The sequence below is a fragment of the Providencia sp. PROV130 genome (assembly GCF_028482225.1).
In the GTDB taxonomy this organism is placed as follows: domain Bacteria; phylum Pseudomonadota; class Gammaproteobacteria; order Enterobacterales; family Enterobacteriaceae; genus Providencia; species Providencia rettgeri.
Window position 1 is genome coordinate 24,424 of record NZ_JAMPQC010000025.1, and the last position, 24,854, is coordinate 49,277.

Genomic DNA, 24,854 nt, shown 5'->3' on the forward strand with positions numbered 1-24,854 from the left:
ATGAAACCCCTTATCGCTCTATTCATCATAGCGCTATCTCTGGGCTGCGCCTCCGCACAATCCGCGCCTTTGCCTAACGAAGCTATCGGCGAAATCGCCGGTTCCCACGGTGCTGTTATGGCCTCAGTTGCTCAATGCAGAGCGTACATAGAAAGTCCCAGTTCGCGCAGCAAAGAAGTTGCCCGCCAAATGCAAAAGGCATTACATAATGCGATCGGTGCTGAAGATGGCTCCGATGACAGAGCTCAGGCCATGACAGAGAAAATGCAGGAAACCGTTGAGCAATATACCGAACAGCTGACAGCGCAGTTTAACGATGTCGGGGCTGACCCCGATTTTCGACGTGAGAAATGTGAGCAGCTGATTGCAGGGAGTATTGCGCGAGCGAAACAAGTAGACAGCAAGTACGGGGTGGAATAATGGTGTACGCGCTGCTCGCGGTTATCTTGTTATTGGTCCGTTTTCTGTATGTTCAGGACAACAATAATCGTGCATACCAACGGAAAGTGACCAATGAAATGCTTATCATTAATGACTCTCTTCATATCGTGACATCACCAAATCATATTGGTGCGATGCCAGTATTGCTCAGAGCATTACTAAGAAGCCTTGAACATAACCGTTCAGCTGTCACCGCACTGCTACAACTCAACATTCCAAACAGTCCTGAAGCAAATACCGTCGCATCCGAACTCCGATACGCACAGGCCAGTGCCAAGCAAGCCCTGTGCCGCGTGGTGCTATTACTGGTTGAGTTGGAACAGAAAGGGCAAAAGATTCGTCGGCTGGTGGATGATTTTCGTCTCACGGATATGGATGCCGATGAAGTATTCACCGCTTTGAACGAACGTTATCCCTCAGATGGAGCGCACGCACCACTTTTACGTGTCAGCGATGTGATCCCAGGACACTGGAAAATAGGTAGACAACAATGAACAAGTTTCGCATTACCCATACTTACGCCATTCGAAAAGATGATTTTTACGCAATAGAAACGACGATGAACTTGCGCCAGGTGAATATGGCCGTTGCTTACCTTCAATTCATGTACTTCAATTTGCCGACCTTCAACTTCCTCAATGACGGATTGTGTGAACTGGACGTCGTCGTGTTAATGCACCGGATCTACGGCGCGCATATCATTACCGACCGCACAGCAATCGAGGCGGAGGTTGACCTTTATGTGAACTGGGAATATCAGTTAAGCCGCATTCAAAGAATACTCCCTGAGATACATGCGATAGCAAGGCCTGGCGTAAATGAAAGTATCCTGTTCCACCTGTGGGAAATGGGTAATCGGATCCTACCGATGCTTAAGCAGACTAACCCCGCACAGCATGACGAAGCTCAGCTTCAACTGCCACGCATTGAGAGGGTGCTCAAAGGTGCTCCAGTAGACTCCGCCTGGGGATGGGAATCATTCGATGGTGAACCTTGCTATGGTAATATCTATACCAAACAATCAACCCCTGATTTTCTCGTGAGGATTTTCTGATGAATCGACTCGGTGATCTACCCGAAGGTACTATTTGGCCGCATTTGCTTGACGCTATTCGAAATGATGTTTATGCCCAATTCGGTGCTGTATTGTCCGCGCGACGGGATGAAATCGCACGCGGTGTTTCAACGCCTGAGCTGGCCGCTACGCTATTAAGTGAGTACGCCTCAGGTCTTTGTATGTCGCTCAATATTGTCGGCGTACCACACGATTTACAGCGCATGGCGGATGAGGCTGTGCGTGGTATCGACCCAAACTTTATTATCAATATGGCTAACCGCTGGAAAGGGGCGTCCATCATTTACACGGAAAAAGAAGCGTGAACATTCAAAAACTGTTTGCCGTTAAAAAACCCTGTGCGAATTGCCCATTCAAAAAGGCGGGAGGGATCCCGCTAGCAGAAGGGCGTTTGGACAACATTAAACGGACGTTGCTTTCTTCCGATCAGGAAGTCTTCTTCTGCCACAAGACAACTTACCAGGGCGGAGCTGAAGACAAAGAGGAAGGCCAGTACCAGTCCTCTGGTCGCGAATCCTATTGCATGGGGGCAATGGCCTGGCTCTATGCGAATGGCCGACTCAATCTGGCAACCCGATTAGGCATTCTTCTAGACGGTATTGCCATTGAGGAACTAAACATAGCGACAAAGGCCATCAATACCACCGCACCATAAAAGAGTGTTGCAAAAGAAAACTACCCTGTTGTGTAGGTTAAACCTGTAAGAATAGGCTATATGCTTTGAGCGTCCTAGCCTAAACAACATCTCACAGGTTTAACGATGAATTTTTTGCATCACGCATCTTCCTCACTGCTATGTAACAGCATTCAGCATGTCTTAGACTCTCTAAATATGCATCACCGGGTTGTTCATATGAATGATTCCAACGGTGTTTCATCATTATTTAGTGGGCACCCCATATCGAAAAATATCATTTACCACTCCCTTGGGGAGTGTTCTAACCCCGAGTCTGCATACTTAAAACTTGCTGCTCAATTTCTTGAGCTTGAACGGGCTGGGAAAACCGTTCTGAGCCTTATTAAGTCGGACAATCTACCAACTGTGGCCGCAGCGCTGAAGTTAGGGCTTGTCCCCTGCGGATTGATCACGTCTAAAGATCCCGGCGGCACTGATGTAGATGTTGTTGTGCTGAATTATTCCAGCACAGAGCCTGGTCCCGTGTCGTTCACTCCATTCCCACAAAAAGGCCTCTCCGATGGTATGTTAACGCTGCGCATTTCAACCCGACCTGATGGTGCTCGTATGTTCCAAGACCACTACGATTCTGTGACTCGTTTTTGGTCTATCTATCCTGACATTCCATTCTCACAGTTCGATAAAGACTGCCGTTTGGCAAACTTATATTGGTTGCTGGGTAAAAAAATGATGCTCTCTATTTTCGAAAATAAGACGCAGGAATTAATAGGGCGGATCAGCCTTCGACCTGTGGTCCCTCCCAGAGTTGGTGATGTTGGCTACGGCGTTTTTTCAGGGTTCCGAGGGAAGGGGTATGCATCTCAGGCTCTAAAAATGCTGTCTGGTTGGCTAATGACTGATGGTGGATTCAATCGACTTGAACTAGGGGTTAAACCAGAAAACATAGCTTCTAAAAAGGTCGCGCTCAAGGCTGGCTATGTCCTTGAAGGAATCAGTAAGAGCAGACTGATTAATCAAGATGGTACTTTCAGTGATCAACTCAGTTACGTCAAAACTAATCCTTGAAACAACAACTGTTCAACATAAGAGAATGCCATGAAAGAAGATTTCCTTAGCTATATCGAATCTCGTGTAGATGGTGAGTGCGTTGTCAGAGCTAAACGCCTGCCAGATAACGTCAGTGCTTTTCGACGTAAAAAAATTAAAGGCATTCTCCGGCCGAACTCACTCATTGACCTACAGCAAATAGTGATTGGCGCAAGTGAGTTTCCTAATACCCGGCTACATCCTGTCAGTATTGGATACAACTGGGGGCTGGGTTCTAGGGAAGATATTGCAGATGGTAGCTACCTTGTTGAATTGCAGAAATTAAATGCAATACGGAAAATTGATACAGACCAAGGCTGGGCAATTATTGAGCCTGGGGTGACCCAAGGAGATCTGTCTGAGCTGTTAATTGGCACCCAAAAAATGTTGAACATAACAGCTTCTTCTGCTCATTCTAGCTTCCTCGGTAATGCGTTGGATCGAGGGGTGGGACTTCGTCATCAGCGAACTGAAGACCTTGTCGGTATTGAGGTTCTATTACCGACGGGAAAAACCATCCGTGTTGGCTGGTGGCCTAGCCATGTTGAAACGCCTATATATCCACATGGTGTAGGCCCCTCATTGGTACAATTTTTTACGCAATCTAGTTTTGGGATTGTCACGGCAGGGGTAATAAAGCTAGCTACCCGCCCTGAAAGTACAAGTGTAGTCCGGTTTAACTTCAGTCGAAAGCTACTTTCACCAGCAATACAAACATTGAAAAAATGGGTGACAAATGGTCTGAGTAGCGGTGTATTGAAAATATACGATACCACGGCCAACACAACCTATGGCGGTAGTGACGGTTTATATACTGTTCACTTATGTGTGGATGGTCTATCTGATGATGTCGCACAACGAGTCGATTTGATTAAAAAAATGTGCGAGTCTTCGCAGTTATTTACAAATGTGACATCGAATTCGGTAACTGAAGGTAATTATCCTGGGCCTGATGTGATCGCAAATTTGGTTGAAGCTGCCCACGTTGGCGATTCCTCACTAAATGACACTTTGCTTCGGAAAACGCTGGGGGTTCGGCACGATAGAGTTGATACCGGAAGCACTGGCTGGATCTTTTTCCTTCCGTTAATTCCTTTTACTGCTGATGCGTTAGAAATGGCCTATCAGCTTATTGATGAGGTTCACAATGAAACCGGGGTTCTTTGTGGGGCCACGATCAACGCCCTTAGTGGTGATGTGATTGACCTGGTTGTATCTATCGCTTTCAAAAAAAGCGAAAGAGAGTCAGCTAATGCGTTAACTGCTTTAAGTAAATTGCATGAAAAATTTACGGCAAAAGGTTTTATCCCTTACCGACTGGGCGTTGAGCATGCCAATTGGGCGCATCTCATCACTCCCGGCGAAGGAGAAAGAGGCTTTGTTCGTGAATTAAAACAATTTATTGATCCTAATAACATTATCAGTAATGACAGATACTTATAGGTGAGCGAAATGCACGTAATCTCATTCGAATCATTGTTATTTGATGCAAAAAAGCTGGCAAAAGAAGTTGCAACAGAAGGTCGATCGCTCGAAGAGCAGCGCCGATTACCTACCTATATTGTTAACAGGCTAAAGGAGATCGGCGTATTCAGGATGAATTTTCCATTGGAATGGGGAGGTCTGGAATTGACCTCACCTCAGCAAACTCAGGTTATCGAGCAACTTGCTATTGGTGATGCTGCTGTGGCTTGGTGTGCAATGATTGGCAGTGACTCTGGCATCTATTCAGGCTTTATAGATGAGCCTGTAGCGCGTGAAATGTTTACCGTTGATTCCATAACGGCAGGCTGGATTCATCCTCAGGGTAAAGCAGAAATTGTACCTGGTGGGTATCGTGTTTCCGGCCGCTGGCGGTTTGGTAGTGGCTTAAGTCATTGCGATATACTCAGTGCTGGATGTTTCGTTTATCAGGACGGTAACAAGGTCGTTGATCGCAACGGAAATCCAATTTGGCGGGTTATGATGGCGAAACCTGAAGAGTACGACTTGCAGGATAATTGGCACACGACGGGCCTTGCCGGAAGTGGAAGTCGTGATTATTGCGCCAACAACATGTTCGTTCCTTACGAGCACAGCTTTAGTTTCAATGAGCCTTATCGAAAAGGGCCTTTACACGATGTTCCTGATGCCATCCTGCGTAATATGGCAGGAATACCACTCGGTATGGCCCGTGCTGCTCTGGACTATGCGATCAGTCTTGCTGAGCATAAATACGATCGCTCACTGTCTGTTTCCTGGAAGCAAAGTCCGCGAGTGCAGGCGATTCTTGCACGGTGTGAAATTGAGCTCTATAGCGCACGATGTGCCGTTTATTCATCTCTGGGTGAGCAATGGGATGGTCTAGTAGGTAAAGAGCCTCTGACCGACATGCACCGCATTGCAGTTGCCCTGGCAAGGCAGCAAGCTTTCAAGGTTTCCCGCCAAATTATCTCAGCTATTTATGATCTAGTGGGTGGCGCGTCGATATATAAAAACGAAACTCCGTTGGATAAATGGCTACGTGATAGCTACACCATTAATCAGCACGCAGTCGCTGGCGAGTCTATTGTTCAGCAGTGCGGGCAATATCTTCTCAACAATCAATCAAGCAATTTGTTCATTTGATGCGTATAGGCTGGGTGATTCCCCAGCCTATAACGTGAGGCAAAGATGGTCATGGCTACAGTATCTAGTATGAGTTCCTTAAACTCTCATATAAGTCGAGTGGTAATACGACTCGAATCAGAGATGAATTATAGGTCAGGTCAATATGTCCAGGTCATTTTAAAATGCGGTCGATCAGGGTATTTTTCGATAGCATCTCCGGAAAAAACAGGCAGAATGATCGAGTTGCATATCGCTGACACTAGGAAGCCGAATGGTTTTCTTAAGAAATTAAAGGTCAGTGATAGCGTCGCTGTTGTTGGGCCTATGGGGGAGGCGTGGCTTCGTTCAGACAACTCTAAGTCTGTCATTGTTCTTGCCTTTGGCTCTGGTTATTCATATGCTCGTTCCATTTTGCTCACTGAAGCAAATAGAAATTCGGATAGAAGGGTGAGCTTTTATTGGGCGGTTAGGTCTGAAAATGACTTTTATGAAAGAGATATTCTGGAATCGCTTCCGAAACGCATTTCAATCAATTTACACCTATTAAATCAAGAGTCAAACTCCCTAAGTGGCATTGGTGCTTTGCTGACGAAATTATCCTATACACACACTTGTTTGGCCGATCATGACGTTTATTTGGTTGGTAAGCGAGATGTTTGCTTGTTTATTAGGCGCGAGATTTGTGAAAAGCTCGGAGCAAAATCTGAGCGAGTGTATAGTGATTCTTTCTGAACTCATTTATCCATTTAGAGAACACTCAGAAGTCTTTTCTTAACGCAACAATGGCTTGCCTCATGTTACTAGAATTCAATTTAGTTAGGATATTCTTTACGTGAAATTTGATCGTGTTCTCGGAAATTGATAGATTATGTGCGATCTCTCTATAGGTTTTTCCGCTTTCGTACAGGAACAGCACCTGTAATTCTCTAGTGCTAAGAATGTGTAATTCTGAGTCAGCCACTTTGTTTTTGTTGTTCAGCACCATCCCGTGTAGATTGATGATTTTACGATATATATCATCACTCATTGGGTGGTAAGGTTTACGGGATGAGCTGTCACTCCAGACACTGAAGGCAACTACATTATCCATGTGGTCATGTAAAGGTATCGTGTATCCATTCAGCACACCAGGGATCGTATGGTCGGATATCTGAATATTTCTGACATCTTGGTATGGTTTGCTGCCAGCATCAGCCCAGTGAAAAGGCTGCATGCTTTTTTTTGCGCAGGTCATGATTGGGTCTATGTGATGAAATGATAGCTTTTCGTATCGGGTTTGCCAGTGTTGTGGGAAGTTCGAGACGATTATAGAGTCACCTTTTTTGCTTTTAGGCTGAACGGCATAGGAAAAGCCTTTGCATCCTAGTAGTTCTGAAATTCCCTGAATTTGCTCAACAATTTCAACGTTGTCTATGCTAAGTAATCGTTTCACCGTAACCTCAGAGCTCACATTGCCATGACTCCCTTAGAATACCTGTCGTTCGTTCAAAAATCATCACGAACCATGACAATGAAATAGCCCATTACTTCTGAAAATTGATTTTATTAGAATATTCCATTCTAATAAAATGCTACTAAAAATATTTAGTTAGGTTAAAATGCTGCGAGAATTTCAAGTATGAATAAAAATAAGTTTCAACTCAGTGATATTTCAGACCAGATCCTGTCCTCATTAAACGCCAAACCTCCACGTAGAATCAGCCTAACCCAACAAGTTGAAAATCGTCTGAAGTGCGCCTTAATTCTTGGGTTTCTTGCGCCAGGGCAAAAAATGGTCACCAAAGACATTGCACTCTCTTTAAATATGAGTATTACCCCTGTAAGAGAAGCGCTGGTAAGACTTTCGTCATACGGGGCGTTAGACGTCTCTCCTTCCCACGCCTTTTTGGTGCCGGATATTCGTCCTGACCGGCTTATTGAATTGATGGGTATACGGAAATTACTGGAGTTGCCTGCCATCACTCGATCAATAAATAGCATGTCCGACGACGCACTGAATTCGCTGGTGGAATTGACTCGCGATCTCGAAGTGGCTCACTTGTCGGGGGATATTAAAACTGCCGTGCAATTACATTGGGTATTACGATTGCGGATGTTTACACATTCTGACTCCCCTGAGCTTATGGCGTTAATTACGCAACTCTGGGTCAATGTTGGGCCTAGCTTCCACTTTCTGTATGAATCCACTTCCTTGGAGGAATGGCCTAAATACTATTTCCCTTTGCGTGATGCCCTTATCAACAGAAATTCGGATCTTATCATTAAGATATTTACAAATTCCATCGACAGTGGTTTAAAATTGTATATGGATGTTCACGGGAAAGGTTGAGAGGATGCGGCTATTCGAATTCATTAGTTACTTATACCGAAGCCAACAAATTAAGTTGTTCATCGCAATATTTATTGTGGCTTTAATCGCAGTCCGGATCGTAACTGAAGGTGTTAATACAATTACACTTCTTGGCTTCCTGCTAGGCTTAGCATTTTTAATGCTGATGGATAGAGGCAAGATCATAAGAACGTTAGTTATATTGGTTGGTGTGCCGTGTATCATGCTCGCTATTATCACTGGATATCCTCCTTCGGAAGGGTATCAAAATAGCATTACAGGCTTTGTCGCTGGTGGGTGCATAATGCTTTTGTATCGTGAGTATGTTCATTATCGGAATAACATCACAAAATAGCCACTAGACAATTATTCGCCCCTGAATAATAATACTGTACATAATCACAGTATCTAAAGAAGGTGGCGTTATGCATTTTTCATTATGTGAATTACCGACGGGGATAAAACTGCCTTTTTTTGAAACGCTAATCCCCGCAGGCTTTCCATCCCCCGCGTCTGATTACGCCAAAAAAAACATAGATTTGAATGAATTATTAATAACACATCCGGCAGGAACTTATTTTTTGAGAGTGTCAGGCACATCAATGATTGATGCCAATATTAGCGATGGGGATATCGTTATCGTTGACAGTAGCCTTCAGGCTCATGACGGTAGCATTATCATCGCATCCATAGATGGTGAGTTTACAATCAAAAAACTTCAAAAAACGCCTTTTCCTGCACTTCTCCCGATGAACCCAAGTTTTTCTCCAATCCCTATATCCGATTGGGCCGAGTTCACCGTCTTTGGTGTCGTGACCTACGTTATTCACAAAACGTTATGATGTTTGCACACTGCGATATTAACAGCTTCTATTGTTCGTGCGAGTCCGCTTTTAACCCGCGCCTGCGAGGTATGCCTATTGTTGTCCTAGCAAATAACGATCATATCGTAATCTCGCGTTCAAAGGAGGCGAAGGCGCTGGGTATTAAAATGGGTGCGCTGTACTTTGAAAATGTAAATTACTTTAAAAAAAACAACGTTCAAGTCTTCTCTTCAAATTACACCTTGTACCAGGACATATCAGACAGGACTATGTCTGTGTTATCCACTTTTTCGGATGTTATAGAAATATACTCAATTGATGAGGCGTTTCTAATTATCTCTGAAATCAAAGGGTTGGGTGGATATGAGGAATTTGGTCGAACCATTCAAAAAGACATTTTACAGATAGCCCATGTCCCTATTGGTGTTGGTTTTGGACCGACAAAAACACTCGCCAAGCTGGCTAATCATGCAGCAAAGTCTTGGAGCAAAACCGGGGGTGTTGTGGAATTAAGCCAAAAATCCAGACAAAGAAAATTGATGTCATTATTACCGGTAGATGAAGTTTGGGGGATTGGGCGTCGCATTTCCGCCAAACTGCATATGATGGGCATTAACACCGCATTAGATTTGGCCGATGCCAATATCGCTACGATCCGTAAAACCTTCGGTGTTGTCGTCGAAAGAACGGTTCGCGAGCTCAACGGCGAGTCGTGTATAGAAATAGAAGAAGTGCGGAAAGTAAAAGAACAAATTATTACTTCAAAATCGTTTGGCAAAAAAGTTCAGTGCTATGACGAAATGCATCAGGCTATTTGTTCCTATGCTGAGAGGGCTAGTGAAAAGTTGAGGGCAGAGAAACAGCTATGTGGGGTTGTCAGCGTGTTTCTTGGCACAAGCCATTACTCGCCAGGCCCTTTGTATAGCAATCGGGCTACTGAGCGACTGGTGTACGCTAGTGCAGATACGAGGGATATCATCAATGCGGCAGTGAAAGCCTTGAAGGTAATTTGGCGGGAAGGGTATCAATACCATCGAGCGGGTGTGATGTTATCTGATTTCTCTAGCTCAAGTATTACTCAATTCGATCTTTTTTCTACCTCTAAACCTTTTAAAAGAAGTGAAGAGTTGATGGCACTAATGGATAACATGAATCGCTCTGGGAAATTCAATATTGGCTTTGCTGGAAAAGGATGTGACACTTCCTGGGGAATGAGGCGCAGCATGCTGTCACCGGAATATACAACAAACATCAATGACATTCCTATTGCTAAATTATAAGGATAATCATGAGATTAACTAAATTTCCTATCCAACTATTGGGCCAGGTATGCCATGTAACAACATACAGCCGATTTGAAACTATTAAGAATGTCGGTTTCATTAAGGTCAACCCAGACATACCTGACCAAGATAGAACTGGTAATGGTAAGAAGGATAAATATCCGATTGTTAGAACGATCAATGGAATTAGTGTTTTTGATTTTAGGTTTGTTACTGAAAGATTTCTAAATAATAGAAATCACCGAAATAAGTGGAATTGGGTATTTAATTGGAGGTATTTCGGACATGAAGATCTTGTATGGATATCTATCAACATTGAAGATTTTAAGGAATGCTTTTTGTCAGTTGAGGAAGTCACAAAAAAAGGTGTGGAGGGCCGTAGGAATTTTATACCTAAATTGGAGGGGGCGATTCTTTCTGATATCCCACTCCGCTCATTTAATTCGATTTCAGTATATTCACGTAAGGATGATAAGTGGTTGGACCATATTAAAATAATTGATTAAATTTGATCTTGCTGTCTCTAAGGGTTAATGACTCATAAATTTGATTGATAGCACAACTAGCCTTCATTGCAGTAAATGGCTGTTCTTTGCAATCTTGTAGAACTAATTCATTATAAGGTATATAAACGGCCATTATATTAGTCCTATCTTTAGGGGATAATTCACAAGCTAAGGATTTTGCATGCTCGAAAGCACCTATCGCTCCCATTTGACTAATGCGCAAGTTAATTTTATCTGAATCGATCATGTCATACTCCTTAATTATTTCCTCCTTTTGTTAAAGGAGGCAGAATCAAATTGTCACGTTTGGGTCTGCCTCGAATTATTGTCATATATAATTCGGGGCTTTCGTCTTTCTGGGACTTGCAAATGCTCGAACCAGAATGATTCAAGCACCCACGACAATAATACCAAAATTTCACTTCTCACAAACACCTGATTTCATTAATTATCTGTATGATGAATGTCATCCCTGCCTACATATTCACTGGAGGGGATATATAAATCTGAATTAATGATGCGGCGGTCTAATTCAGGCTCTATCTCTGGGGTTTTACTTGTAGTGGCTATGACTATATTTTCAGGTAAAAGTGGATGCTTTGTAGATATGTATCTCTTTGCAAATTCGACGATTTCAGGATGGTAATCTAGCCCAAATCCAGAGAAATTATCAGCCAAAAAATTTGCCCACGGCTTGCCTAAGCCTGGTAGTTCTTTGGATTGTTGAGAATTAAATCTACTCGAACCATCTTGAAGGGAGTAAACAAAATGGGCTGGTAAAGCAAACGAACCAACTGAGCGTGCCGGGCATTCATCATTGGTACTTGAGGTAAGGCTTACATCGTAAAGTAATATGTTAGTATAGTTTGAGTGCCATAATATCCTGTGCAATTGATTGTAGTCAAAAGCTGAGTATCCTGTAGGTTCTAATCTTTCATTTAGATACATTTTTTTTGCTTCGTAGTAAATTACCCCCTCGAGGGTCACCTCATTAGATAAGATTACATTAATAAAAAAAAGCACGTCCCCTGAATCTGTCTCAGCCTTGCCTTTTTGCTTATATGACTCCCAAACAGTAGATTGGTTTTGCGATTCCCATTTCAAATTCTTCCCTAACCTACCAATAGCATTCAATGCGTTCGTTGTTATCTGATTTTCATCCCAAGAACCATTTTTCATGTTTTGTAGTGCATTAGCTAAGACATTCTTAATAGAGTTATCAGCTTCAATGATCCAGTCGTTTTTGTTTAATTCCGTCATTTAATATCCATATAAAAGTAGGTTAAAAGTGTAAGTTCCAGCGCTATGCCTTGCTGTCCGGCGTTGCGTAATAGCCCGCACCAGGTAGTGTCTCGGAAAACTTGCGGTAATACTCTAATCTCTCTCGAAAGTATTCTCTGAGGTGTTCTGGTTGCTCTTGTTCCACCTGCACATCAAGTACCGATTTGTTCAGCCTTTCTTTATAAGCAACGCCTGAAGCGATGAGGTCAATATTAACCTTATCCATTTCTTCTTTTGATAATTCTGCCAGATTATGCCCCATGCACCATTCCTTTCACTAATACATTAATACTCCAATCATAATGTGGCTGAAGAATAAATCCATGCATATTGAAGATATTCGAGTTGTGCTGATTATTATTTTTCAGATTCGAATGCTATTTCTGCCACTTTAAGGCTCAAATGCACACGAATGAGCTAAATGTTAAATTTGTTAACGCGATACATATAATAAAGATTATGTTAAACGATGAGTTGATATCCCTTTAATATCAATATGTTAAATGGTGTGTATGCCCTTCTCTATCGTTTTCCAGTAGGTGCAAACCAAGTCCAGTCATTGTACGTCATTCCAAAAAAAGAGCACAACCGAGTGCTCTTTTTTACTGTCAAGTGGCGTTCAGGTTAATTAAACCACTCAGGATTCCTGGCGTTATCCATCTCGAAAATCTGTTCAGTGCTCTGCATGACATCGTTTGGTGTAAGCATCAACTCTTCATGGCGAATGATGAATGGACGCAGTCTCACAAGGCCGTTTTTCTGGCTATAGATATTCATGACTGCGTGCATGCGTTCGCCAGGCGAAATCAACGTGAGCCACTGCCGATAAGCGCCGGTATTTTTGATGTAATTCACTAATGCAAAGCTGAGCGCGCCAGCATGCTTTTTCGATAATGCCTTTTTGTTGCTTTTTTTAATGAGTTGAGCAATCGCCTCCACATGAGCACCAATGGGCACATCGAGGTTTGTGCGTGCTGAATTAAAGTCCTGCTGCCCAATAGTCACCAAATGCACTTGATTATCACGATAGTCTCGTAGATAAAAAACATGGGAAGTAAAAGGTGTTGAGTGAATGTGATCTCCCAACTGCCAACCGAAGGCGTTTAAGTTAGCGGCAGAAATCTGTTTATCAATTGCATTGCTCATGGTGAATTCCTTTAGTCCGATAATGAGAAAATGGTAAGCCATACCCAAAATCTGACGAAGTGACTTAACCTAAATCGCGCGTAAAAATTCAAGAAACAATGTCTGGGTTTAGAAATACCTAGTTTGCTAGGGAGGCGACCTATTCCAAAGGAGATTGCCAATTTTGGTCCAGCGATAGGATGAGGAAGCTACTATGGTTGGTGCATTATGGCGGTGTTAAATTTCAACTGAATTGTTAAAAAAAGCTCGATTTATGACCACATTTTACATAGGTAAATCGTAATGCAAAAATGCGACCCAAGGTCGTAAAAATGCAAATTATGTCGAGCAAATATATACTTGCGGTAAGCGATGGAAAAATCATGGGAATTTTACTACACTTTTTTTAATCAAATTCTCATTCGCGAATTATGCATTTTTTGACTAAAAAAAGACTTTCATCTAATTTTTAAAAATGTATGATTTAAATCAATGCATGCGAATGAAAAGCATTGTATGTCTGGGTGGGGATCCAGTGCGAGGGGTGGCTTTTAACGAGTCACCCCTTTTTTATGCTCTAAATGCCATCTCCATTCAGTCAACTTTAATGCATAATTATTCAGTTGTTAACGTAGTGTTAGCTTTGCAGAAAAGGTCAGCAATGCGAAGCCCTTTTCCGTTGACCCTGCTTTGTCAAAATCTATACCCTACAGCGATTGATAAGGACCTGATTGACCGGAAAAATAATGAGCGTGAACAACGAAGCAAAAGGTTACAAGCATATCCAATTAATGCAGCGCATTACTGGAATGTCCACGGCTGAAAACTGGGATAATGCCCGTGCCGAGTGGTCGTTGCAGCAAGTTTTTCGGGCTCAGGTAGCTGACCAGTGTTTGTGCGGACACCAGCCAATTATCAAGATTTGCGTTATTAAAAATAAAACGAACAATAAGACTGCCCGCGTCGGGAATTGCTGCGTCAATAAATTCATGTTGTTAGGTTCGGATAGTATTTTCAATGCTATAGACAGGATATCTAAAGACGGTACGAAAGCGGCTAGTCGAAAATTACTTGAAATGGCGCTGGCTCAATCCGTGATCACGCCCTGGGAATTTGAGTTTTACCTGAGCAACATCGACAAGCGGAAGTTAACCCAGAAACAGCGTCAAACGCGTGAAACTATCAATGCCAAACTAGCCGAAATGGGCGAGGAAAACCGCGCATTGGTCTACGGTGCAAGTCACATTCAAACCGCGTTCGAACAGAATGTAATCAATCAGTGGGAAAAGGACTTCGCATTGCGGACCTTTCCCATGAAAAAAATATCGGTCAAACAACACGCTATTAGAGCAAACATCCAAACAAAAATGATGAACGCTGGAATTTCCAAGTCGCTACCAGAAATCTCCGCTGAAGCGCTGGCGCTTGGAGAGGTTAGTTCTACTCGTATCTCTGTTATTTCAGACCCTGATCAGTTAGCTGTCAAATTAGCTGAGGCGCAGGAGAAGGGGTATATATCCGCCAGGGAAAAAGATATTTTTGAGCGTAAGCATAACACCAAAGGATTCAGTTCAATCACTGAACGCGCAACTATCCTGCGTGTCAGAGCTTCCATTCAACGCCTGTTGAGTGAGGGGTGATCCGTGACCCCTCACCACCTAAATATTCCTCTCGCATCACCTTCATTGGTAGAGATTGCTCGGAAAGCACGGTTCATTCTAGACGGGTTACTGGCTCGTTGCGAAGTCACTTCTACAAAGGGAACCTGCCTCTATGCCAGTTTGATGCTGGCTACAATGTTGAATCGAGGTGGCTATCCAACACGGATCCGTGGTGGGGATGGTGACACCGATGGTGGCTTGTTTACATCGTCTTCCCGACATGGTCATTATTGGTGTGAAGCAACAGCGGATAATACTGATTTTGTTGTTGACCTCACTGCTGATCAGTTTGGATTTGATGCGGTGATTATAAAACAGGCAAATGCAACTGATTGGCCGAGGTATGTTCCAGGTTGCCAAGATACCGTTGACCTGCACGTCAGCTTAAAACTGGAAAGCTAATGATGCCTGTAAATTTTAAATCAAGTTTTTTAGTCGTCATTTTATCCACAAATTCTGTACATAACTCTGTGTAAAATAGGTCGTGAAATTTCGATAATGACTTTGCCTCGGTTAAAATATCAGCACTGTAGTAATCAACTAGGATCTCAACATGACCCAAGAGAACATCGCGTGGTCGATTACTGACGAACTCAAGCTTGTGAAGGGGCTGAAGGATAACTACTCTTTTACAGCCTTATCGTCAGTTATCGGTAAGGACGTAGAAGAAATTCAACGCAAGTGTATTGCAATGGATTTGTATATTGCCGTTTGTGAAAACATTGATGACCTCAGCCAGATAACATTGGTGCCGAATCACCAGGTCGGTATTGCTTGCCTGGGAAAAACGATGACAGGCATTTATCGTAACCTGACCGAAATGGGATGGGCCCCACAGGTATGGCGTGGTGAGCAATCATTGCGGTCGCCTGAGTGGTGGACATCACGCCCTGCTCTCGCGTTTCGTTATAACGATGATGCTAACGCGCCTACCCGACGCACTGTCCACCTACTGAATAACGGTAAGCCTTGGACGCCGGAAGATGTGGGCATGATGCTGGCTGCGCTATCACAGCGGCCAAGTAAAGAAGCATTGACCCAAGTTCTCATGCGCAGTATGTCCAACATTATACAGCAACTTTCAATCATGGGGCTGGTACGCGTCGGGACCGCAGAAGACTCCGGAGAAGCCAAGGTCTGGATGTGTGCGACTATTCAGCCGCGAGTGCTGTCGAAGATGCGTTATTTTGATGTGCTGCCTATGTTGCATAATGGCTGGCTCATTGATGGTCTGCAATTAACCGCGCCAACCTGGTGGTCTGACGCAACCCAGATCACTGATCTGGTGCCAGGTTCATGGCCGCTGAAGGTTTCATCCACAGAAACGAAAGCCCCGGTCCACAGTAATGATAACTTGCTGGCCGCAGCCAGTTTGTTGAAGGCCGTTAATGCCAAACGACAGGCCATTGAGGCTGCCGAGCCGCAAGCTGCCCCTTTGGCAGAAAAACCCGTCGAGAACGCCGCTTCAACACCGCCAAACGCCAGTCAAAAACGTCAACCCGCACCTGCGCGTGAAAAAACGCGCAACGGTAAATTATGGTTCTCCGGCAACTACAAATTTTTGTTCACGTTGCTTGGGGAGCATCATTCACCAGACGTAATCGCTAAAAAGATGGATCGAACGGCAGGCGCAATCTGCTCACGCATTCAACTTATCGGCCTCTCGCGTTACATTAAAAGTGACGTTGAGGGCGAAAAAGGCAAAGTCTGCATTGTCAATGAGGTCTCCATTGACACGCTGCGCAGACAGCCTGATTTTGTCAAAGATCAACTGATCGGGGCTGGCTGGACGGAAAAAGGAAACTTCCTGCATTCACCCGATTGGTGGCTCAAATATCCTCACCCACTGGGATGACCCAAAAGAAAAGGCAACCTCTTGGTTGCCTCAGACTGCTGACAAAGTCCTCGCTTTTTATTGAGGACTTTGATCTAATAAGGTTAGTGCAAATAATGAGCTAACCGATATGCTAAAAGAACCTTCTCCTCAACAATATCAGTTCGAAACTGTCACTCTTGATGAACTCGTTCCTGAAGACCATCTCGTTCGCAAAGTCGATGCTATTATGGACTTCGAATTTATTCGTGATGCCGTTGCCCACCTTTATTGCCCGAATAATGGCCGTCCCGCGATTGATCCTGTCCGCCTGATTAAAATGATGTTGTTAGGCTATCTGTTTGGTGTCCCATCAGAGCGTAAGTTAGTGAAAGAAATCCAAGTCAACATGGCTTATCGCTGGTTTCTTCGTATGGGATTAACGGAAAAAGTCCCCGATGCGTCAACTCTTAGCCAAAATCGTATTCGTCGTTTCAATGACAGTGAGATTTTCCAACAGATTTTTGACCGTGTTGTTGAGCAGGCCATTAGTGGTGGCATGGCGAATGGACGAGTCCTTTACACCGACAGTACTCACTTAAAAGCGGATGCAAACCCGCGCAAAGCCATTAACGAAGAGCGTCCCATTGCACCAAGTGAATATATTGAACAGCTCAATGCTGCCGTCGAAAAAGACCGGAAAAACCATGCAAAAAAGCCGTTACCCGACGCAAAAAAATCCAACGGAAACAGCGCCGTCAAAAACACTAAAGTGAGCACGACGGATCCTGAAAGTGGTTTTATGCATCGGGATAACAAGCCCAAAGGCTTCTTTTACCTCGACCATCGTACCGTGGATGGCAAACATGGCATCATCATGGATACCCACGTTACAGCGGGCAATGTCCATGATAGCCAACCTTATATTGGTCGATTGCAACGACAAATTGCCCGCTTTAACCTGAATACCGTGGCAGCAGGCGTCGATGCTGGTTACTTTACCGCCCCTGTTTGTCACCTTGCGAAAGAAATGAGTATCGCTCTCGTGCCTGGTTATCGACGCCCCAATAAAGGCCAAAATACGTATCAAAAGAAACACTTCCAATATGATGCGAAGCGCGATGTGTATGTGTGTCCCGCTGGAGAACAGCTCACTTACTGTACAACCGACCGAAATGGCTATAAGCATTACAAATCAAACCGTCAGCAATGCCAAGGCTGTGAACATCGTTCATCCTGTACGCAAAATCAGAAGGCCGAAAAAACCGTGACCCGACATGTCTGGGAGGAAGCGAAGGAATGGTCAAATGCGTTAAGACTGACTAAATGGGGAAAAAAAGTGTATGCAAGGCGAAAAGAGACGGTAGAAAGAAGCTTTGCGGATGCCAAACAACATCATGGTCACCGCTATGCGCGGTTCCGTGGGCTGAGTAAAGTTCAAATGCAGTGCTTATTAGCGGCCACAGCGCAAAATATCAAGAAGATGGCGCTGCTGGCGCTTCTTTTTTATATTTTTGGACACATGAAAGGTCAATTAGCCTTATATAGAACGAAATATAGGCCAAGACAAATATCGCCGATGGAATTTTAGAAAAATATCGCGATCGCGACCTTCGGTCGCTAAAACAATAAACCCCATGCTAAAAACATGGGGTTCGTCATCAATCTGAGGCAACCTCTTGGTTGCCTTTTTATTGCTGCCAGTTAACGTCTCGTCAGTAGTGCTCCCCTGCGGTTAACAACAACACATCACCGACGATCGGCCCTTCCAGGCAAATAAGTTCCTCCAGCAGCGTAGTGGCTCGTTCATTCAGCTCCAGGTCGCTGTGTTTGGCGTCTTCATTTATGAGGACGCGATCGAAAATCACGCCATTCAACGTGATCCCTTTGCTCAGCTGAGAAAACTCAGGGTACCCCTTCAGCACGCTTTGAACGAATGCAGGGTCAAGAAGACCTTGCTCATTGCACTCAGTGACTACGACGTCGCTTTCGCCGGTTCCGGCTCGGATAATCAAGGCCATAAAAACCTCTACGTTGATGAGAGTCTCAATTATCTCATGACCCTATAGGGTACCAGGTGTTTTTCCCCCTCGTTTCGTCCCCCTTTTTCATGTTTTTGTTACTGTGCCCGTGGTTAAATTGGGGGCTGCCTACGCTGCCCGAAATCGTTAAATGCCAGCTGGGAGTGTGCCCCTTTTGACTGGAGAAGATAGATGCGCGAGCTCGATTTGTTTGATGTGCTTATGATTGGTGGTGGAGTGGCCTTGCTGGCTGGTCACTACATTTGGTCAAAATTCTTTAAGAAGCCCGATGATGACGGAAAGGATTACGCAGAACCTCCGGCTATCATGTCAGCGGCCTCTCAATCCGAAGAGGAAAGCGAACCCAATAAGCGCTACTATTAAAAGCAACCCCGGACTTGCCGGGGTTGTTCATTTAGGCAGTGCATCAAGCTTCCATTTTGAGTTTTTTTATCACGCGTAGATTCCGATTAGAAAAACCCGCCAACGCGATGAGTATCACTGACATCATCAGGAAAACACCTTTCAGTGTACGTAAAATGCCTTCCATTTTAGCTGACTCCTGATACTTCAATTCAATCGCTGGCTTAGCTTCATTCGCAATGCTTGGATCAAGTCGCTGTGCAAGTTCATACAAACGATATGCCAGCTCCTTTTCTACCAGATCAAATCCTCTCAAAACACGGACACTGAGAGCCGCAATGCGGCTAGCCTTGTCCAGAAGATCCTTCCGCTCATCTTCGCTTGAGGTATTCTCCGCTGCCACTACCAGTGCCTGAGCCAGTGCCACACTCATGCTCATGGCCTTGCGAGCATTTCCAAATACATAGCCTTGTCGCATTTCTTCTTGTAATGCGGTAACTGCGTTGTTGCCGGTAACTCCCTTCTCCATCGCGTCCTTAAAGATCGCGCCAGCGCCTGGGTATTCTGTTGTTATCGCCCTCAGCAATGCATTGGCTTCACCCGCAGGAATAAGAACCACAGTCCGAGCTGAGGGCGCGCTGGGGAGCGTTTTAGGTTCGTCATTACTAAAAATGGTTACTGAAAAAATGAAGCCTATGATGGGAAGCAAAACTATAAGGATTGAAGCCTCTGACCGAACAATAGCAACCCCTCCCACAACAAGCATCAGTGCAACTAAAAATGGCACAATATAAGTGAGATAGCCGGAAACAACGTTACCTAGCGTATCGAATCGCCCTTCTATCGCAGAATCATCGGTGTGAAAAGACATAGCGACAGGATTGGTCTCGGCCATTGTATAGAGACTGTCCACATCATAATGTTGCATCATACTGAAGAGCCACAAAACCACGGATATAAGCAGCAGAATGCCCCCCGAGACAAATAACCGATCCCGTTTATATTTAATCCGCTTTGTCGTTGCGATGAAATCCGGCTCTGTCATAACCATTACCCCTCCGGTAATTTGACAATAAAAATGAGAAGGCCGGATAACCGGCCTGTTCGTCTGAGAAATTAATCCGCCAGTTCCAATAGCAGCTCACGGCGTTGCTTTTGCCAATTACCGGTACGTTCCGACAGACGAGCATAGTGCCCTTCGCTTTCACGTTGGATCCGTTTAATCTCGCGTGCAGCACCGCCGATAGAGTTCGAAATGTGCTCAAGTGTAGATTCGTCGTACACCGGGCGATGTCCTTGCCGAGCAATACGAATAGAGCTCTCGCTGACCAAATCCGCCTGGTGTCTCGCCTGCGCATTCACAACGTCACCCACGGCCTGCACCAGCTTAGAGCGGTTATTACTTTGCGTGGCCTGATCCACCAGCAAATGGCCGCGTTTCGCAGACGGGAGTGTCACGCGCTTGATAGTTTCAAACTGATCAAGCATGTTGAGGTTATTTCGCTGCATCATGCGGATCATGGTCAAATCCTCAAAGCATTTTTGCTGCGACATGATAATGTCTACTTTGCGCTTTTTCAGAACCGTCAATTGGTGGTCAATATTGCTGACTTCCAACGCGAGTAAATTATTTTCCGGGTCAGTCTTCAGTGCTTTACGGCGTTCCTTCAACACGGTTTCAATTTGCTCTATCGCAAAACCTGCGGCCACGATGTTAATACCCGACTCATGCACTTCAGCCAGAACTTCCTCATACAAGATATCGAGGTTATTGTTTTGACCAATGAGATCTGCCGAGATACTGGTGATGTCTTCCGTCAGTAAACCGACTTGATTTTTGACGTTGTCAAAACGGTCATTCGCTCGTGAAGCCAGCCGAAGCGCTCGCGTAACGTAATAACCGACAACAGGAATTTTGAGTAGCAACTTTTGCACCTTGCCAGGCTGTGCAGACGTGCTGATGTCACGAGCCAGCTCAACGATTTCATTCAAACGCTTGCCGTCCTCCCCTTGGTTCTGGACATAAACATTTTCCAACAACTTGTCCAGATAGGCACCATTGACTGATTTACTGCGGCCAAAGTTGTGCGCGCTTTTAGGATCTCCCAGCACAAGGGTGTTAGCGACGGCAACGACCTGATCACGTTGGTCGGGGGTGACAGCAAACTTCTCAGTATCTTTGTTCAGAATGATCTGGTCTGCGGTGATAGTAATTGTATTACTCATATCAGCTACCCTTTTTAACGTTGTCATTGAGTTTGTTTACCAGCGCCTTAAAGCGCGCTTCAACTTCTGGATCTATCTCGATATTGGCAGCACCACTTCGCAACTGCTTAATTTGGTGGTGCCAAATAGGAATGGCGCTTTTTACAATCGACTCCAGGAGATCGATATCAGTAGCGGCAGTATGCAGCAACATACCCACCTGAACTTTATTCATCTCCGAAGAGGCTTTGGTGACTTCCAAATTAAGGATGCGTTGAGCTAAGCGGGTTAGCCCGTACTCCTGCTGTTCGGTCAGCTCATTCCCACTACCGCGGCACTCTACCAGAAACGCCCGTCCCGCTTTGATGTAGTCGTCCAACGCTTCAATATCCCGCGTGTAGATTTGTTCTAGCGCCATTAAAATAGACACGCCTTTGTGCGCCTGCTCCAGTATCAAAGGAGCCTGTGCCACCAGCCTATCCACGCGACGGCAATTCATGGTAAATTCAATCATGCGTGTTTCATTTGAACCCGTCAGCGCATCCCAGACGCGGGACAAAAATCCCGTCTTACGTTTGAAGTACACTTTTGGGTCACAGGCCTCAAGATGTTTAACTAGACGTGAGGCGGATTCGCTTACTTTCGTATCCTCAGCACCCACTTTCATCGCTTCTTCCAGAGACATCTTGTTACCGTTGAAATCCATGATGTCATCGGTGTGGGACAGTAATTTGGGGCCAAAGCTAACCGTGCCTATCGCGTCATTCACGAACGCGGGTATTTGCCGGGCAATCAAGCTGGTGGACATGCGCACTCCTGCTTTTCAATAGAATCTACATCCACGCTATCACAGCAATTCTGCTGACGAAGAAATGAAGTCGATTTTCCCCTAAAAAATAACCTTTTTTCGTCATCGTTTTGTCGATGAAAAAACTCAGTCGTCGAGAAGGTGTTCGGTATCCTGTACGCATCCATAAACAAGGGGGGTTTATGCTCCGATTCGTACCAATGATGATCTTGTCAGGCCGCTTACGGCTCAACCGTATATTCACATTACTGGCCGACGGTGCAGTCTCTGTTGCCTTTTGGTTCAGTCTTTCAGGAAATCTAACCTGGGTTGTTCCGGTGGGTTTGCTGGGGCTCTTCTTATTGGCGTTTGCGGTGATCGGGTATCGCAGTTATTACCGGCCTGTCAGAACATATCAGGTGACTCGTGTGCGCTTTGGGCGTGATGACCTATTCGTTAATCTCTCCCTCATAATCATGCATGACGGTGAAGAAACCGAACATCCTTTGGCCGTCAAGATGGTGCGAGGTGGTGCGTATCACTTCTACCTGTTATCTATTTACATGCGCCTGGCTGATTCACTGACCCGTTACGCTCGGTCTCTGAAGGAGGCCCGTTCATGAATGGGCTCGGTATTTTATTTATCCTGTTAGTGGCCGTCTTGGGTCGAGATATCATCAAGCGCCGGAAACCGCAGCCCTGGCTTGTTATCGCTCTTACCTTGTCCGTGACATTATTTGTCAGTGAGCGATGGGTTGGTGCAGTCTACAGCGTTCCCACGGGGTCAATGCAACCAACTTATAAGATTGGTGACTACGTCACAGCGGTCAGGTTGGGCGGGTTGCTGGACGATGGCCGGTTAATGCGCGGTGATGTTGCTGTGTTCAAGGCTCCGTCCGTACCTCGAACGCTATATACCAAACGCGTTATCGGCATCCCCGGTGATCTGGTTGAGTTTGGCGCAGACAAAATGTACCGGATTAATGGAAAGGTTCTGGGCAAGCAAATCGCCGAAAAAGATGGTTTTCAGGTGTTCACGGCCGACGATGAACGCTCCGGTAAGCCATACAGGTTTGTTATCGACACGCGCGCTGCTTACGTCCCGACGAAAGGTCGCTGGGTTATTCCAGAAGGTTATTACTTCATGGCCGGGGACAACCGAGACCATTCATGGGACAGTCGCTACTGGGAAAATCCACCCGGCACACCAAAGCCCTTGCGTGGGTTGGTATCAATTGAACGGATCGATGCGCGCGTCACGCACAAGCTGTTCAATTTTAACCCATTCAACACTTACGATGCACTCGATGCTCAAATGGCAGTGATCCGCAAGGATGTAGATGGTGCCCGCAATGATGATTGAAACCTTCTATCAGACAAAGTCGCCAGAGATGGTGGCTGAATTCGCGCGTTGCGTTGAAACCTATAACGAGTGGCGGGCCCAAACTCTGGCAGTCTGTGAACGACTTGGATTTGTCAATTTTTCGGGACCGGATTTTTGCGTGCCAGATTACTTTTTCCGCTCTCGCTATGAGCATATCCAGAAGGTGACCGGCTTTAAGTTGGCCGGGGATGATTCCCTTTTAGCGGAGCCGGACTATATTCCCTATGCACTGCGCCATGACAACCCTGTAGGTGAGGCCATCTCTCGTGAGCTCATGCAATTGGCCGAGAGTGCTTTGTCAGCACTGGGTGTTGACAGCGAGCTCTACGGTGAGCCAGGCGCTATGGGGTATCAGCGGGCTATCTGCATGATGCTGGGTATTAACCGACGTGTTACCGCTGGGGCTGTTGTGGGCTTCTCTCAAATATGGGCGATATCCGACGATAAAGGTGACTTCTCTCTCGTGTGCTCCATCCCCGTGAATGCTCGCGAGGATACCATGACCTATGAACTTCCTGATATGCCTGAGGGTTGGGAGGATGTCTCGGCTCAACAGGTGGTCCACCTTTTCAATTACCACAATTCCATCGTCATAAAGGAGTGACGCAATGAAATACCTGTCAGTTTTAATGGTTCTTATTCTTGGGGGGTGCGCTAACGTCGGTCCGGGAAAGCCGATGCCTGTGAAACCTCTGTCAGCGCCAGTGCAACAGCGAACGCAGGACAAGCCGTTGACACCAGGTCCGATGATGGAGCCGGATGCGTTACAAGTCTTATTTAATGAAGGGCTAGCAGAGGATGCTCAGTATGAAAACGCCCGATTCATTGATGGGAGCAACCGGACGATGATCATCGCGTCTGTACTAAATGTTCCCTGCCAAATGGTCTTTCGGTTTGTTGAAGCGACGAACGGGAGTTTCTGGATCCCCAATCAAATCGCATGCGATAACCAGGAGGCGATGGCCGGGTACGTACCAGCAGCCGATACTGAGGTGATTTCGTCAGCGAATATACCGATGATAAACTCGGAATATTCAAATGACTGATCTACTTTGTTGAGGTTTTTATGATTTTGCGCGTCGTAAACTACGTTTTGATGTTAATGATAGCGGGTATTTATGCCCTGGCGGTATACGCCAGTAAGAATGAGACTGAGCTATTCCGCATCATCGGTGTTGGAAATATGGCTCTGTTCTGCGCCGCAGTGTTTTTGCTGGCTCGCAAAGAGATTTACTATATCTGGGCAGCGTATGCCTTATCGCTGGTGGTTTACTACGCGGTGATTTCGCCGTACCTACCCTTAATCCCTGAACTTATCGTTTACGGCACGCCGTCCATTGTGGGTCTGATTGCTGTCTACGATATCGTGGTTCTTAACTCCAATGAGCTGGCGGTGAGAGCGAAGACTCGCCGGGCTTGGCCTAAAAATCGAAAATAGGTGCAG

The 24,854-nt window shown here is 45.2% G+C and carries 33 protein-coding genes; 24 read left to right on the forward strand and 9 right to left on the reverse strand.

Features of this window, described 5'->3' with window-relative positions; translation table 11 throughout:
* The 9 genes from PSF28_RS17170 to PSF28_RS17210 all read left to right on the forward strand — a co-directional run bounded on the left by PSF28_RS17170 (window position 1) and on the right by PSF28_RS17210 (window position 6,560).
* Window positions 1-420, forward strand: a complete 420-nt coding sequence (locus PSF28_RS17170; RefSeq protein WP_131680330.1) for a hypothetical protein — start codon at window positions 1-3, stop codon at window positions 418-420.
* Window positions 420-935 (forward strand): hypothetical protein, encoded by a 516-nt coding sequence (locus PSF28_RS17175; RefSeq protein WP_131680331.1) that lies wholly within the window; start codon window positions 420-422, stop codon window positions 933-935. Before PSF28_RS17170 ends, PSF28_RS17175 begins: the two co-directional genes overlap by 1 nt.
* Window positions 932-1,495, forward strand: coding sequence for a hypothetical protein (locus PSF28_RS17180; RefSeq protein ID WP_131680332.1), 564 nt, complete (start codon window positions 932-934; stop codon window positions 1,493-1,495). The genes PSF28_RS17175 and PSF28_RS17180 overlap by 4 nt, the downstream gene beginning before the upstream one ends.
* Entirely contained in the window at window positions 1,495-1,821 is a 327-nt protein-coding gene (locus PSF28_RS17185; protein WP_131680333.1) for a hypothetical protein, read from the forward strand. Before PSF28_RS17180 ends, PSF28_RS17185 begins: the two co-directional genes overlap by 1 nt.
* Window positions 1,818-2,171, forward strand: a complete 354-nt coding sequence (locus PSF28_RS17190) for a hypothetical protein (RefSeq protein WP_165568265.1) — start codon at window positions 1,818-1,820, stop codon at window positions 2,169-2,171. The genes PSF28_RS17185 and PSF28_RS17190 overlap by 4 nt, the downstream gene beginning before the upstream one ends.
* A gap of 198 nt (window positions 2,172-2,369) precedes the next feature.
* Complete coding sequence (locus tag PSF28_RS17195) at window positions 2,370-3,218, forward strand: GNAT family N-acetyltransferase (RefSeq protein ID WP_163768294.1); 849 nt, start codon at window positions 2,370-2,372, stop codon at window positions 3,216-3,218.
* Between the two features lie 30 nt (window positions 3,219-3,248).
* Window positions 3,249-4,682: an FAD-binding oxidoreductase gene (locus tag PSF28_RS17200; protein ID WP_131680336.1), complete on the forward strand. Its 1,434-nt coding sequence runs from the start codon at window positions 3,249-3,251 to the stop codon at window positions 4,680-4,682.
* 9 nt (window positions 4,683-4,691) lie between these two features.
* Window positions 4,692-5,846 (forward strand): acyl-CoA dehydrogenase family protein, encoded by a 1,155-nt coding sequence (locus tag PSF28_RS17205; protein ID WP_131680337.1) that lies wholly within the window; start codon window positions 4,692-4,694, stop codon window positions 5,844-5,846.
* 216 nt (window positions 5,847-6,062) lie between these two features.
* Window positions 6,063-6,560: a hypothetical protein gene (locus tag PSF28_RS17210; RefSeq protein ID WP_163768297.1), complete on the forward strand. Its 498-nt coding sequence runs from the start codon at window positions 6,063-6,065 to the stop codon at window positions 6,558-6,560.
* 25 nt (window positions 6,561-6,585) lie between these two features.
* Here the strand turns inward: PSF28_RS17210 and PSF28_RS17215 are convergent, their stop codons facing one another.
* Window positions 6,586-7,260, reverse strand: coding sequence for a helix-turn-helix transcriptional regulator (locus PSF28_RS17215; protein ID WP_165568266.1), 675 nt, complete (start codon window positions 7,258-7,260; stop codon window positions 6,586-6,588).
* A gap of 186 nt (window positions 7,261-7,446) precedes the next feature.
* Between PSF28_RS17215 and PSF28_RS17220 the strand changes: the two genes are divergently transcribed.
* The 5 genes from PSF28_RS17220 to PSF28_RS17240 all read left to right on the forward strand — a co-directional run bounded on the left by PSF28_RS17220 (window position 7,447) and on the right by PSF28_RS17240 (window position 10,770).
* A complete protein-coding gene (locus PSF28_RS17220) occupies window positions 7,447-8,157 on the forward strand; it encodes a GntR family transcriptional regulator (protein WP_131680340.1) in 711 nt (236 codons plus the stop codon).
* A 4-nt stretch (window positions 8,158-8,161) separates the two neighbouring features.
* The gene (locus tag PSF28_RS17225) at window positions 8,162-8,512 is read left to right on the forward strand and encodes a hypothetical protein (protein WP_131680341.1); all 351 of its coding nucleotides are present in this window, start codon (window positions 8,162-8,164) and stop codon (window positions 8,510-8,512) included.
* Between the two features lie 70 nt (window positions 8,513-8,582).
* On the forward strand, window positions 8,583-8,999 hold the full coding sequence (gene umuD / locus PSF28_RS17230) for a translesion error-prone DNA polymerase V autoproteolytic subunit (RefSeq protein WP_131680342.1): 417 nt from the start codon (window positions 8,583-8,585) through the stop codon (window positions 8,997-8,999).
* On the forward strand, window positions 8,999-10,261 hold the full coding sequence (gene umuC, locus PSF28_RS17235) for a translesion error-prone DNA polymerase V subunit UmuC (RefSeq protein WP_131680432.1): 1,263 nt from the start codon (window positions 8,999-9,001) through the stop codon (window positions 10,259-10,261). The genes umuD and umuC overlap by 1 nt, the downstream gene beginning before the upstream one ends.
* 8 nt (window positions 10,262-10,269) lie before the next feature.
* Entirely contained in the window at window positions 10,270-10,770 is a 501-nt protein-coding gene (locus PSF28_RS17240; protein WP_131680343.1) for a hypothetical protein, read from the forward strand.
* Here PSF28_RS17240 and PSF28_RS17245 read toward each other — a convergent pair.
* The 4 genes from PSF28_RS17245 to PSF28_RS17260 all read right to left on the reverse strand — a co-directional run bounded on the left by PSF28_RS17245 (window position 10,754) and on the right by PSF28_RS17260 (window position 13,197).
* Window positions 10,754-11,017, reverse strand: a complete 264-nt coding sequence (locus PSF28_RS17245; protein ID WP_131680344.1) for a hypothetical protein — start codon at window positions 11,015-11,017, stop codon at window positions 10,754-10,756. The two genes, PSF28_RS17240 and PSF28_RS17245, sit on opposite strands and share 17 nt — an antisense overlap.
* Before the next feature lie 197 nt (window positions 11,018-11,214).
* Window positions 11,215-12,030, reverse strand: a complete 816-nt coding sequence (locus PSF28_RS17250) for a hypothetical protein (RefSeq protein ID WP_136135299.1) — start codon at window positions 12,028-12,030, stop codon at window positions 11,215-11,217.
* A 43-nt stretch (window positions 12,031-12,073) separates the two neighbouring features.
* Window positions 12,074-12,313 carry a DNA polymerase III subunit theta gene (locus tag PSF28_RS17255; protein WP_131680346.1) on the reverse strand — a complete coding sequence of 80 codons (240 nt, stop codon included), beginning with the start codon at window positions 12,311-12,313 and terminating at the stop codon, window positions 12,074-12,076.
* Between the two features lie 362 nt (window positions 12,314-12,675).
* The gene (locus PSF28_RS17260) at window positions 12,676-13,197 is read right to left on the reverse strand and encodes a hypothetical protein (RefSeq protein ID WP_094962241.1); all 522 of its coding nucleotides are present in this window, start codon (window positions 13,195-13,197) and stop codon (window positions 12,676-12,678) included.
* A 725-nt stretch (window positions 13,198-13,922) separates the two neighbouring features.
* On the opposite strand from PSF28_RS17260, the gene PSF28_RS17265 reads away from it, so the two are divergent.
* The 4 genes from PSF28_RS17265 to PSF28_RS17280 all read left to right on the forward strand — a co-directional run bounded on the left by PSF28_RS17265 (window position 13,923) and on the right by PSF28_RS17280 (window position 18,241).
* On the forward strand, window positions 13,923-14,816 hold the full coding sequence (locus PSF28_RS17265) for a hypothetical protein (RefSeq protein ID WP_136135298.1): 894 nt from the start codon (window positions 13,923-13,925) through the stop codon (window positions 14,814-14,816).
* A 3-nt stretch (window positions 14,817-14,819) separates the two neighbouring features.
* On the forward strand, window positions 14,820-15,239 hold the full coding sequence (locus PSF28_RS17270; protein WP_239509702.1) for a hypothetical protein: 420 nt from the start codon (window positions 14,820-14,822) through the stop codon (window positions 15,237-15,239).
* Window positions 15,240-15,390: 151 nt separating this feature from the next.
* Window positions 15,391-16,692 (forward strand): hypothetical protein, encoded by a 1,302-nt coding sequence (locus tag PSF28_RS17275; RefSeq protein ID WP_131680348.1) that lies wholly within the window; start codon window positions 15,391-15,393, stop codon window positions 16,690-16,692.
* 109 nt (window positions 16,693-16,801) lie between these two features.
* A complete protein-coding gene (locus PSF28_RS17280) occupies window positions 16,802-18,241 on the forward strand; it encodes an IS1182 family transposase (RefSeq protein WP_136135613.1) in 1,440 nt (479 codons plus the stop codon).
* Between the two features lie 124 nt (window positions 18,242-18,365).
* Here the strand turns inward: PSF28_RS17280 and PSF28_RS17285 are convergent, their stop codons facing one another.
* Window positions 18,366-18,671, reverse strand: coding sequence for a hypothetical protein (locus PSF28_RS17285; RefSeq protein ID WP_094962238.1), 306 nt, complete (start codon window positions 18,669-18,671; stop codon window positions 18,366-18,368).
* 192 nt (window positions 18,672-18,863) lie between these two features.
* On the opposite strand from PSF28_RS17285, the gene PSF28_RS17290 reads away from it, so the two are divergent.
* Window positions 18,864-19,055 (forward strand): hypothetical protein, encoded by a 192-nt coding sequence (locus PSF28_RS17290; RefSeq protein ID WP_094962237.1) that lies wholly within the window; start codon window positions 18,864-18,866, stop codon window positions 19,053-19,055.
* A 43-nt stretch (window positions 19,056-19,098) separates the two neighbouring features.
* On the opposite strand, the gene PSF28_RS17295 is transcribed toward PSF28_RS17290, so the two are convergent.
* The 3 genes from PSF28_RS17295 to PSF28_RS17305 all read right to left on the reverse strand — a co-directional run bounded on the left by PSF28_RS17295 (window position 19,099) and on the right by PSF28_RS17305 (window position 22,047).
* On the reverse strand, window positions 19,099-20,079 hold the full coding sequence (locus PSF28_RS17295) for a hypothetical protein (RefSeq protein WP_131680349.1): 981 nt from the start codon (window positions 20,077-20,079) through the stop codon (window positions 19,099-19,101).
* Between the two features lie 71 nt (window positions 20,080-20,150).
* Complete coding sequence (locus PSF28_RS17300) at window positions 20,151-21,260, reverse strand: toxic anion resistance protein (RefSeq protein WP_163768302.1); 1,110 nt, start codon at window positions 21,258-21,260, stop codon at window positions 20,151-20,153.
* 1 nt (window position 21,261) lies between these two features.
* A complete protein-coding gene (locus PSF28_RS17305) occupies window positions 21,262-22,047 on the reverse strand; it encodes a hypothetical protein (protein WP_131680350.1) in 786 nt (261 codons plus the stop codon).
* Window positions 22,048-22,229: 182 nt separating this feature from the next.
* Here PSF28_RS17305 and PSF28_RS17310 point away from each other — a divergent pair, with 182 nt between their 5' ends.
* From PSF28_RS17310 to PSF28_RS17330, 5 genes are read left to right on the forward strand one after another with little or no spacing between them, the layout of a single operon-like run.
* On the forward strand, window positions 22,230-22,649 hold the full coding sequence (locus tag PSF28_RS17310) for a hypothetical protein (RefSeq protein ID WP_136135145.1): 420 nt from the start codon (window positions 22,230-22,232) through the stop codon (window positions 22,647-22,649).
* Complete coding sequence (lepB, locus tag PSF28_RS17315) at window positions 22,646-23,389, forward strand: signal peptidase I (protein WP_094962232.1); 744 nt, start codon at window positions 22,646-22,648, stop codon at window positions 23,387-23,389. The genes PSF28_RS17310 and lepB overlap by 4 nt, the downstream gene beginning before the upstream one ends.
* Window positions 23,379-24,014 (forward strand): hypothetical protein, encoded by a 636-nt coding sequence (locus tag PSF28_RS17320; RefSeq protein WP_131680352.1) that lies wholly within the window; start codon window positions 23,379-23,381, stop codon window positions 24,012-24,014. The genes lepB and PSF28_RS17320 overlap by 11 nt, the downstream gene beginning before the upstream one ends.
* Window positions 24,015-24,018: 4 nt before the next feature.
* A complete protein-coding gene (locus PSF28_RS17325; protein ID WP_131680353.1) occupies window positions 24,019-24,456 on the forward strand; it encodes a hypothetical protein in 438 nt (145 codons plus the stop codon).
* Between the two features lie 20 nt (window positions 24,457-24,476).
* Window positions 24,477-24,848, forward strand: a complete 372-nt coding sequence (locus tag PSF28_RS17330) for a hypothetical protein (protein ID WP_094962229.1) — start codon at window positions 24,477-24,479, stop codon at window positions 24,846-24,848.
* Window positions 24,849-24,854 lie beyond the last annotated feature (6 nt).

Bases quoted from the DNA above. Each gene is read 5' to 3' on its own strand.
- PSF28_RS17170 (WP_131680330.1), top strand. From the start codon at position 1: ATGAAACCCCTTATCGCTCTATTCATCATAGCGCTATCTCTGGGCTGC.
- PSF28_RS17175 (WP_131680331.1), top strand. From the start codon at position 420: ATGGTGTACGCGCTGCTCGCGGTTATCTTGTTATTGGTCCGTTTTCTG.
- PSF28_RS17180 (WP_131680332.1), top strand. From the start codon at position 932: ATGAACAAGTTTCGCATTACCCATACTTACGCCATTCGAAAAGATGAT.
- PSF28_RS17185 (WP_131680333.1), top strand. From the start codon at position 1,495: ATGAATCGACTCGGTGATCTACCCGAAGGTACTATTTGGCCGCATTTG.
- PSF28_RS17195 (WP_163768294.1), top strand. From the start codon at position 2,370: ATGAATGATTCCAACGGTGTTTCATCATTATTTAGTGGGCACCCCATA.
- PSF28_RS17200 (WP_131680336.1), top strand. From the start codon at position 3,249: ATGAAAGAAGATTTCCTTAGCTATATCGAATCTCGTGTAGATGGTGAG.
- PSF28_RS17205 (WP_131680337.1), top strand. From the start codon at position 4,692: ATGCACGTAATCTCATTCGAATCATTGTTATTTGATGCAAAAAAGCTG.
- PSF28_RS17210 (WP_163768297.1), top strand. From the start codon at position 6,063: ATGATCGAGTTGCATATCGCTGACACTAGGAAGCCGAATGGTTTTCTT.
- PSF28_RS17220 (WP_131680340.1), top strand. From the start codon at position 7,447: ATGAATAAAAATAAGTTTCAACTCAGTGATATTTCAGACCAGATCCTG.
- PSF28_RS17225 (WP_131680341.1), top strand. From the start codon at position 8,162: ATGCGGCTATTCGAATTCATTAGTTACTTATACCGAAGCCAACAAATT.
- umuD (WP_131680342.1), top strand. From the start codon at position 8,583: ATGCATTTTTCATTATGTGAATTACCGACGGGGATAAAACTGCCTTTT.
- umuC (WP_131680432.1), top strand. From the start codon at position 8,999: ATGTTTGCACACTGCGATATTAACAGCTTCTATTGTTCGTGCGAGTCC.
- PSF28_RS17240 (WP_131680343.1), top strand. From the start codon at position 10,270: ATGAGATTAACTAAATTTCCTATCCAACTATTGGGCCAGGTATGCCAT.
- PSF28_RS17245 (WP_131680344.1), bottom strand. From the start codon at position 11,017: ATGATCGATTCAGATAAAATTAACTTGCGCATTAGTCAAATGGGAGCG.
- PSF28_RS17250 (WP_136135299.1), bottom strand. From the start codon at position 12,030: ATGACGGAATTAAACAAAAACGACTGGATCATTGAAGCTGATAACTCT.
- PSF28_RS17255 (WP_131680346.1), bottom strand. From the start codon at position 12,313: ATGGGGCATAATCTGGCAGAATTATCAAAAGAAGAAATGGATAAGGTT.
- PSF28_RS17260 (WP_094962241.1), bottom strand. From the start codon at position 13,197: ATGAGCAATGCAATTGATAAACAGATTTCTGCCGCTAACTTAAACGCC.
- PSF28_RS17265 (WP_136135298.1), top strand. From the start codon at position 13,923: ATGAGCGTGAACAACGAAGCAAAAGGTTACAAGCATATCCAATTAATG.
- PSF28_RS17275 (WP_131680348.1), top strand. From the start codon at position 15,391: ATGACCCAAGAGAACATCGCGTGGTCGATTACTGACGAACTCAAGCTT.
- PSF28_RS17280 (WP_136135613.1), top strand. From the start codon at position 16,802: ATGCTAAAAGAACCTTCTCCTCAACAATATCAGTTCGAAACTGTCACT.
- PSF28_RS17285 (WP_094962238.1), bottom strand. From the start codon at position 18,671: ATGGCCTTGATTATCCGAGCCGGAACCGGCGAAAGCGACGTCGTAGTC.
- PSF28_RS17290 (WP_094962237.1), top strand. From the start codon at position 18,864: ATGCGCGAGCTCGATTTGTTTGATGTGCTTATGATTGGTGGTGGAGTG.
- PSF28_RS17295 (WP_131680349.1), bottom strand. From the start codon at position 20,079: ATGACAGAGCCGGATTTCATCGCAACGACAAAGCGGATTAAATATAAA.
- PSF28_RS17300 (WP_163768302.1), bottom strand. From the start codon at position 21,260: ATGAGTAATACAATTACTATCACCGCAGACCAGATCATTCTGAACAAA.
- PSF28_RS17305 (WP_131680350.1), bottom strand. From the start codon at position 22,047: ATGTCCACCAGCTTGATTGCCCGGCAAATACCCGCGTTCGTGAATGAC.
- PSF28_RS17310 (WP_136135145.1), top strand. From the start codon at position 22,230: ATGCTCCGATTCGTACCAATGATGATCTTGTCAGGCCGCTTACGGCTC.
- lepB (WP_094962232.1), top strand. From the start codon at position 22,646: ATGAATGGGCTCGGTATTTTATTTATCCTGTTAGTGGCCGTCTTGGGT.
- PSF28_RS17320 (WP_131680352.1), top strand. From the start codon at position 23,379: ATGATGATTGAAACCTTCTATCAGACAAAGTCGCCAGAGATGGTGGCT.
- PSF28_RS17325 (WP_131680353.1), top strand. From the start codon at position 24,019: ATGAAATACCTGTCAGTTTTAATGGTTCTTATTCTTGGGGGGTGCGCT.
- PSF28_RS17330 (WP_094962229.1), top strand. From the start codon at position 24,477: ATGATTTTGCGCGTCGTAAACTACGTTTTGATGTTAATGATAGCGGGT.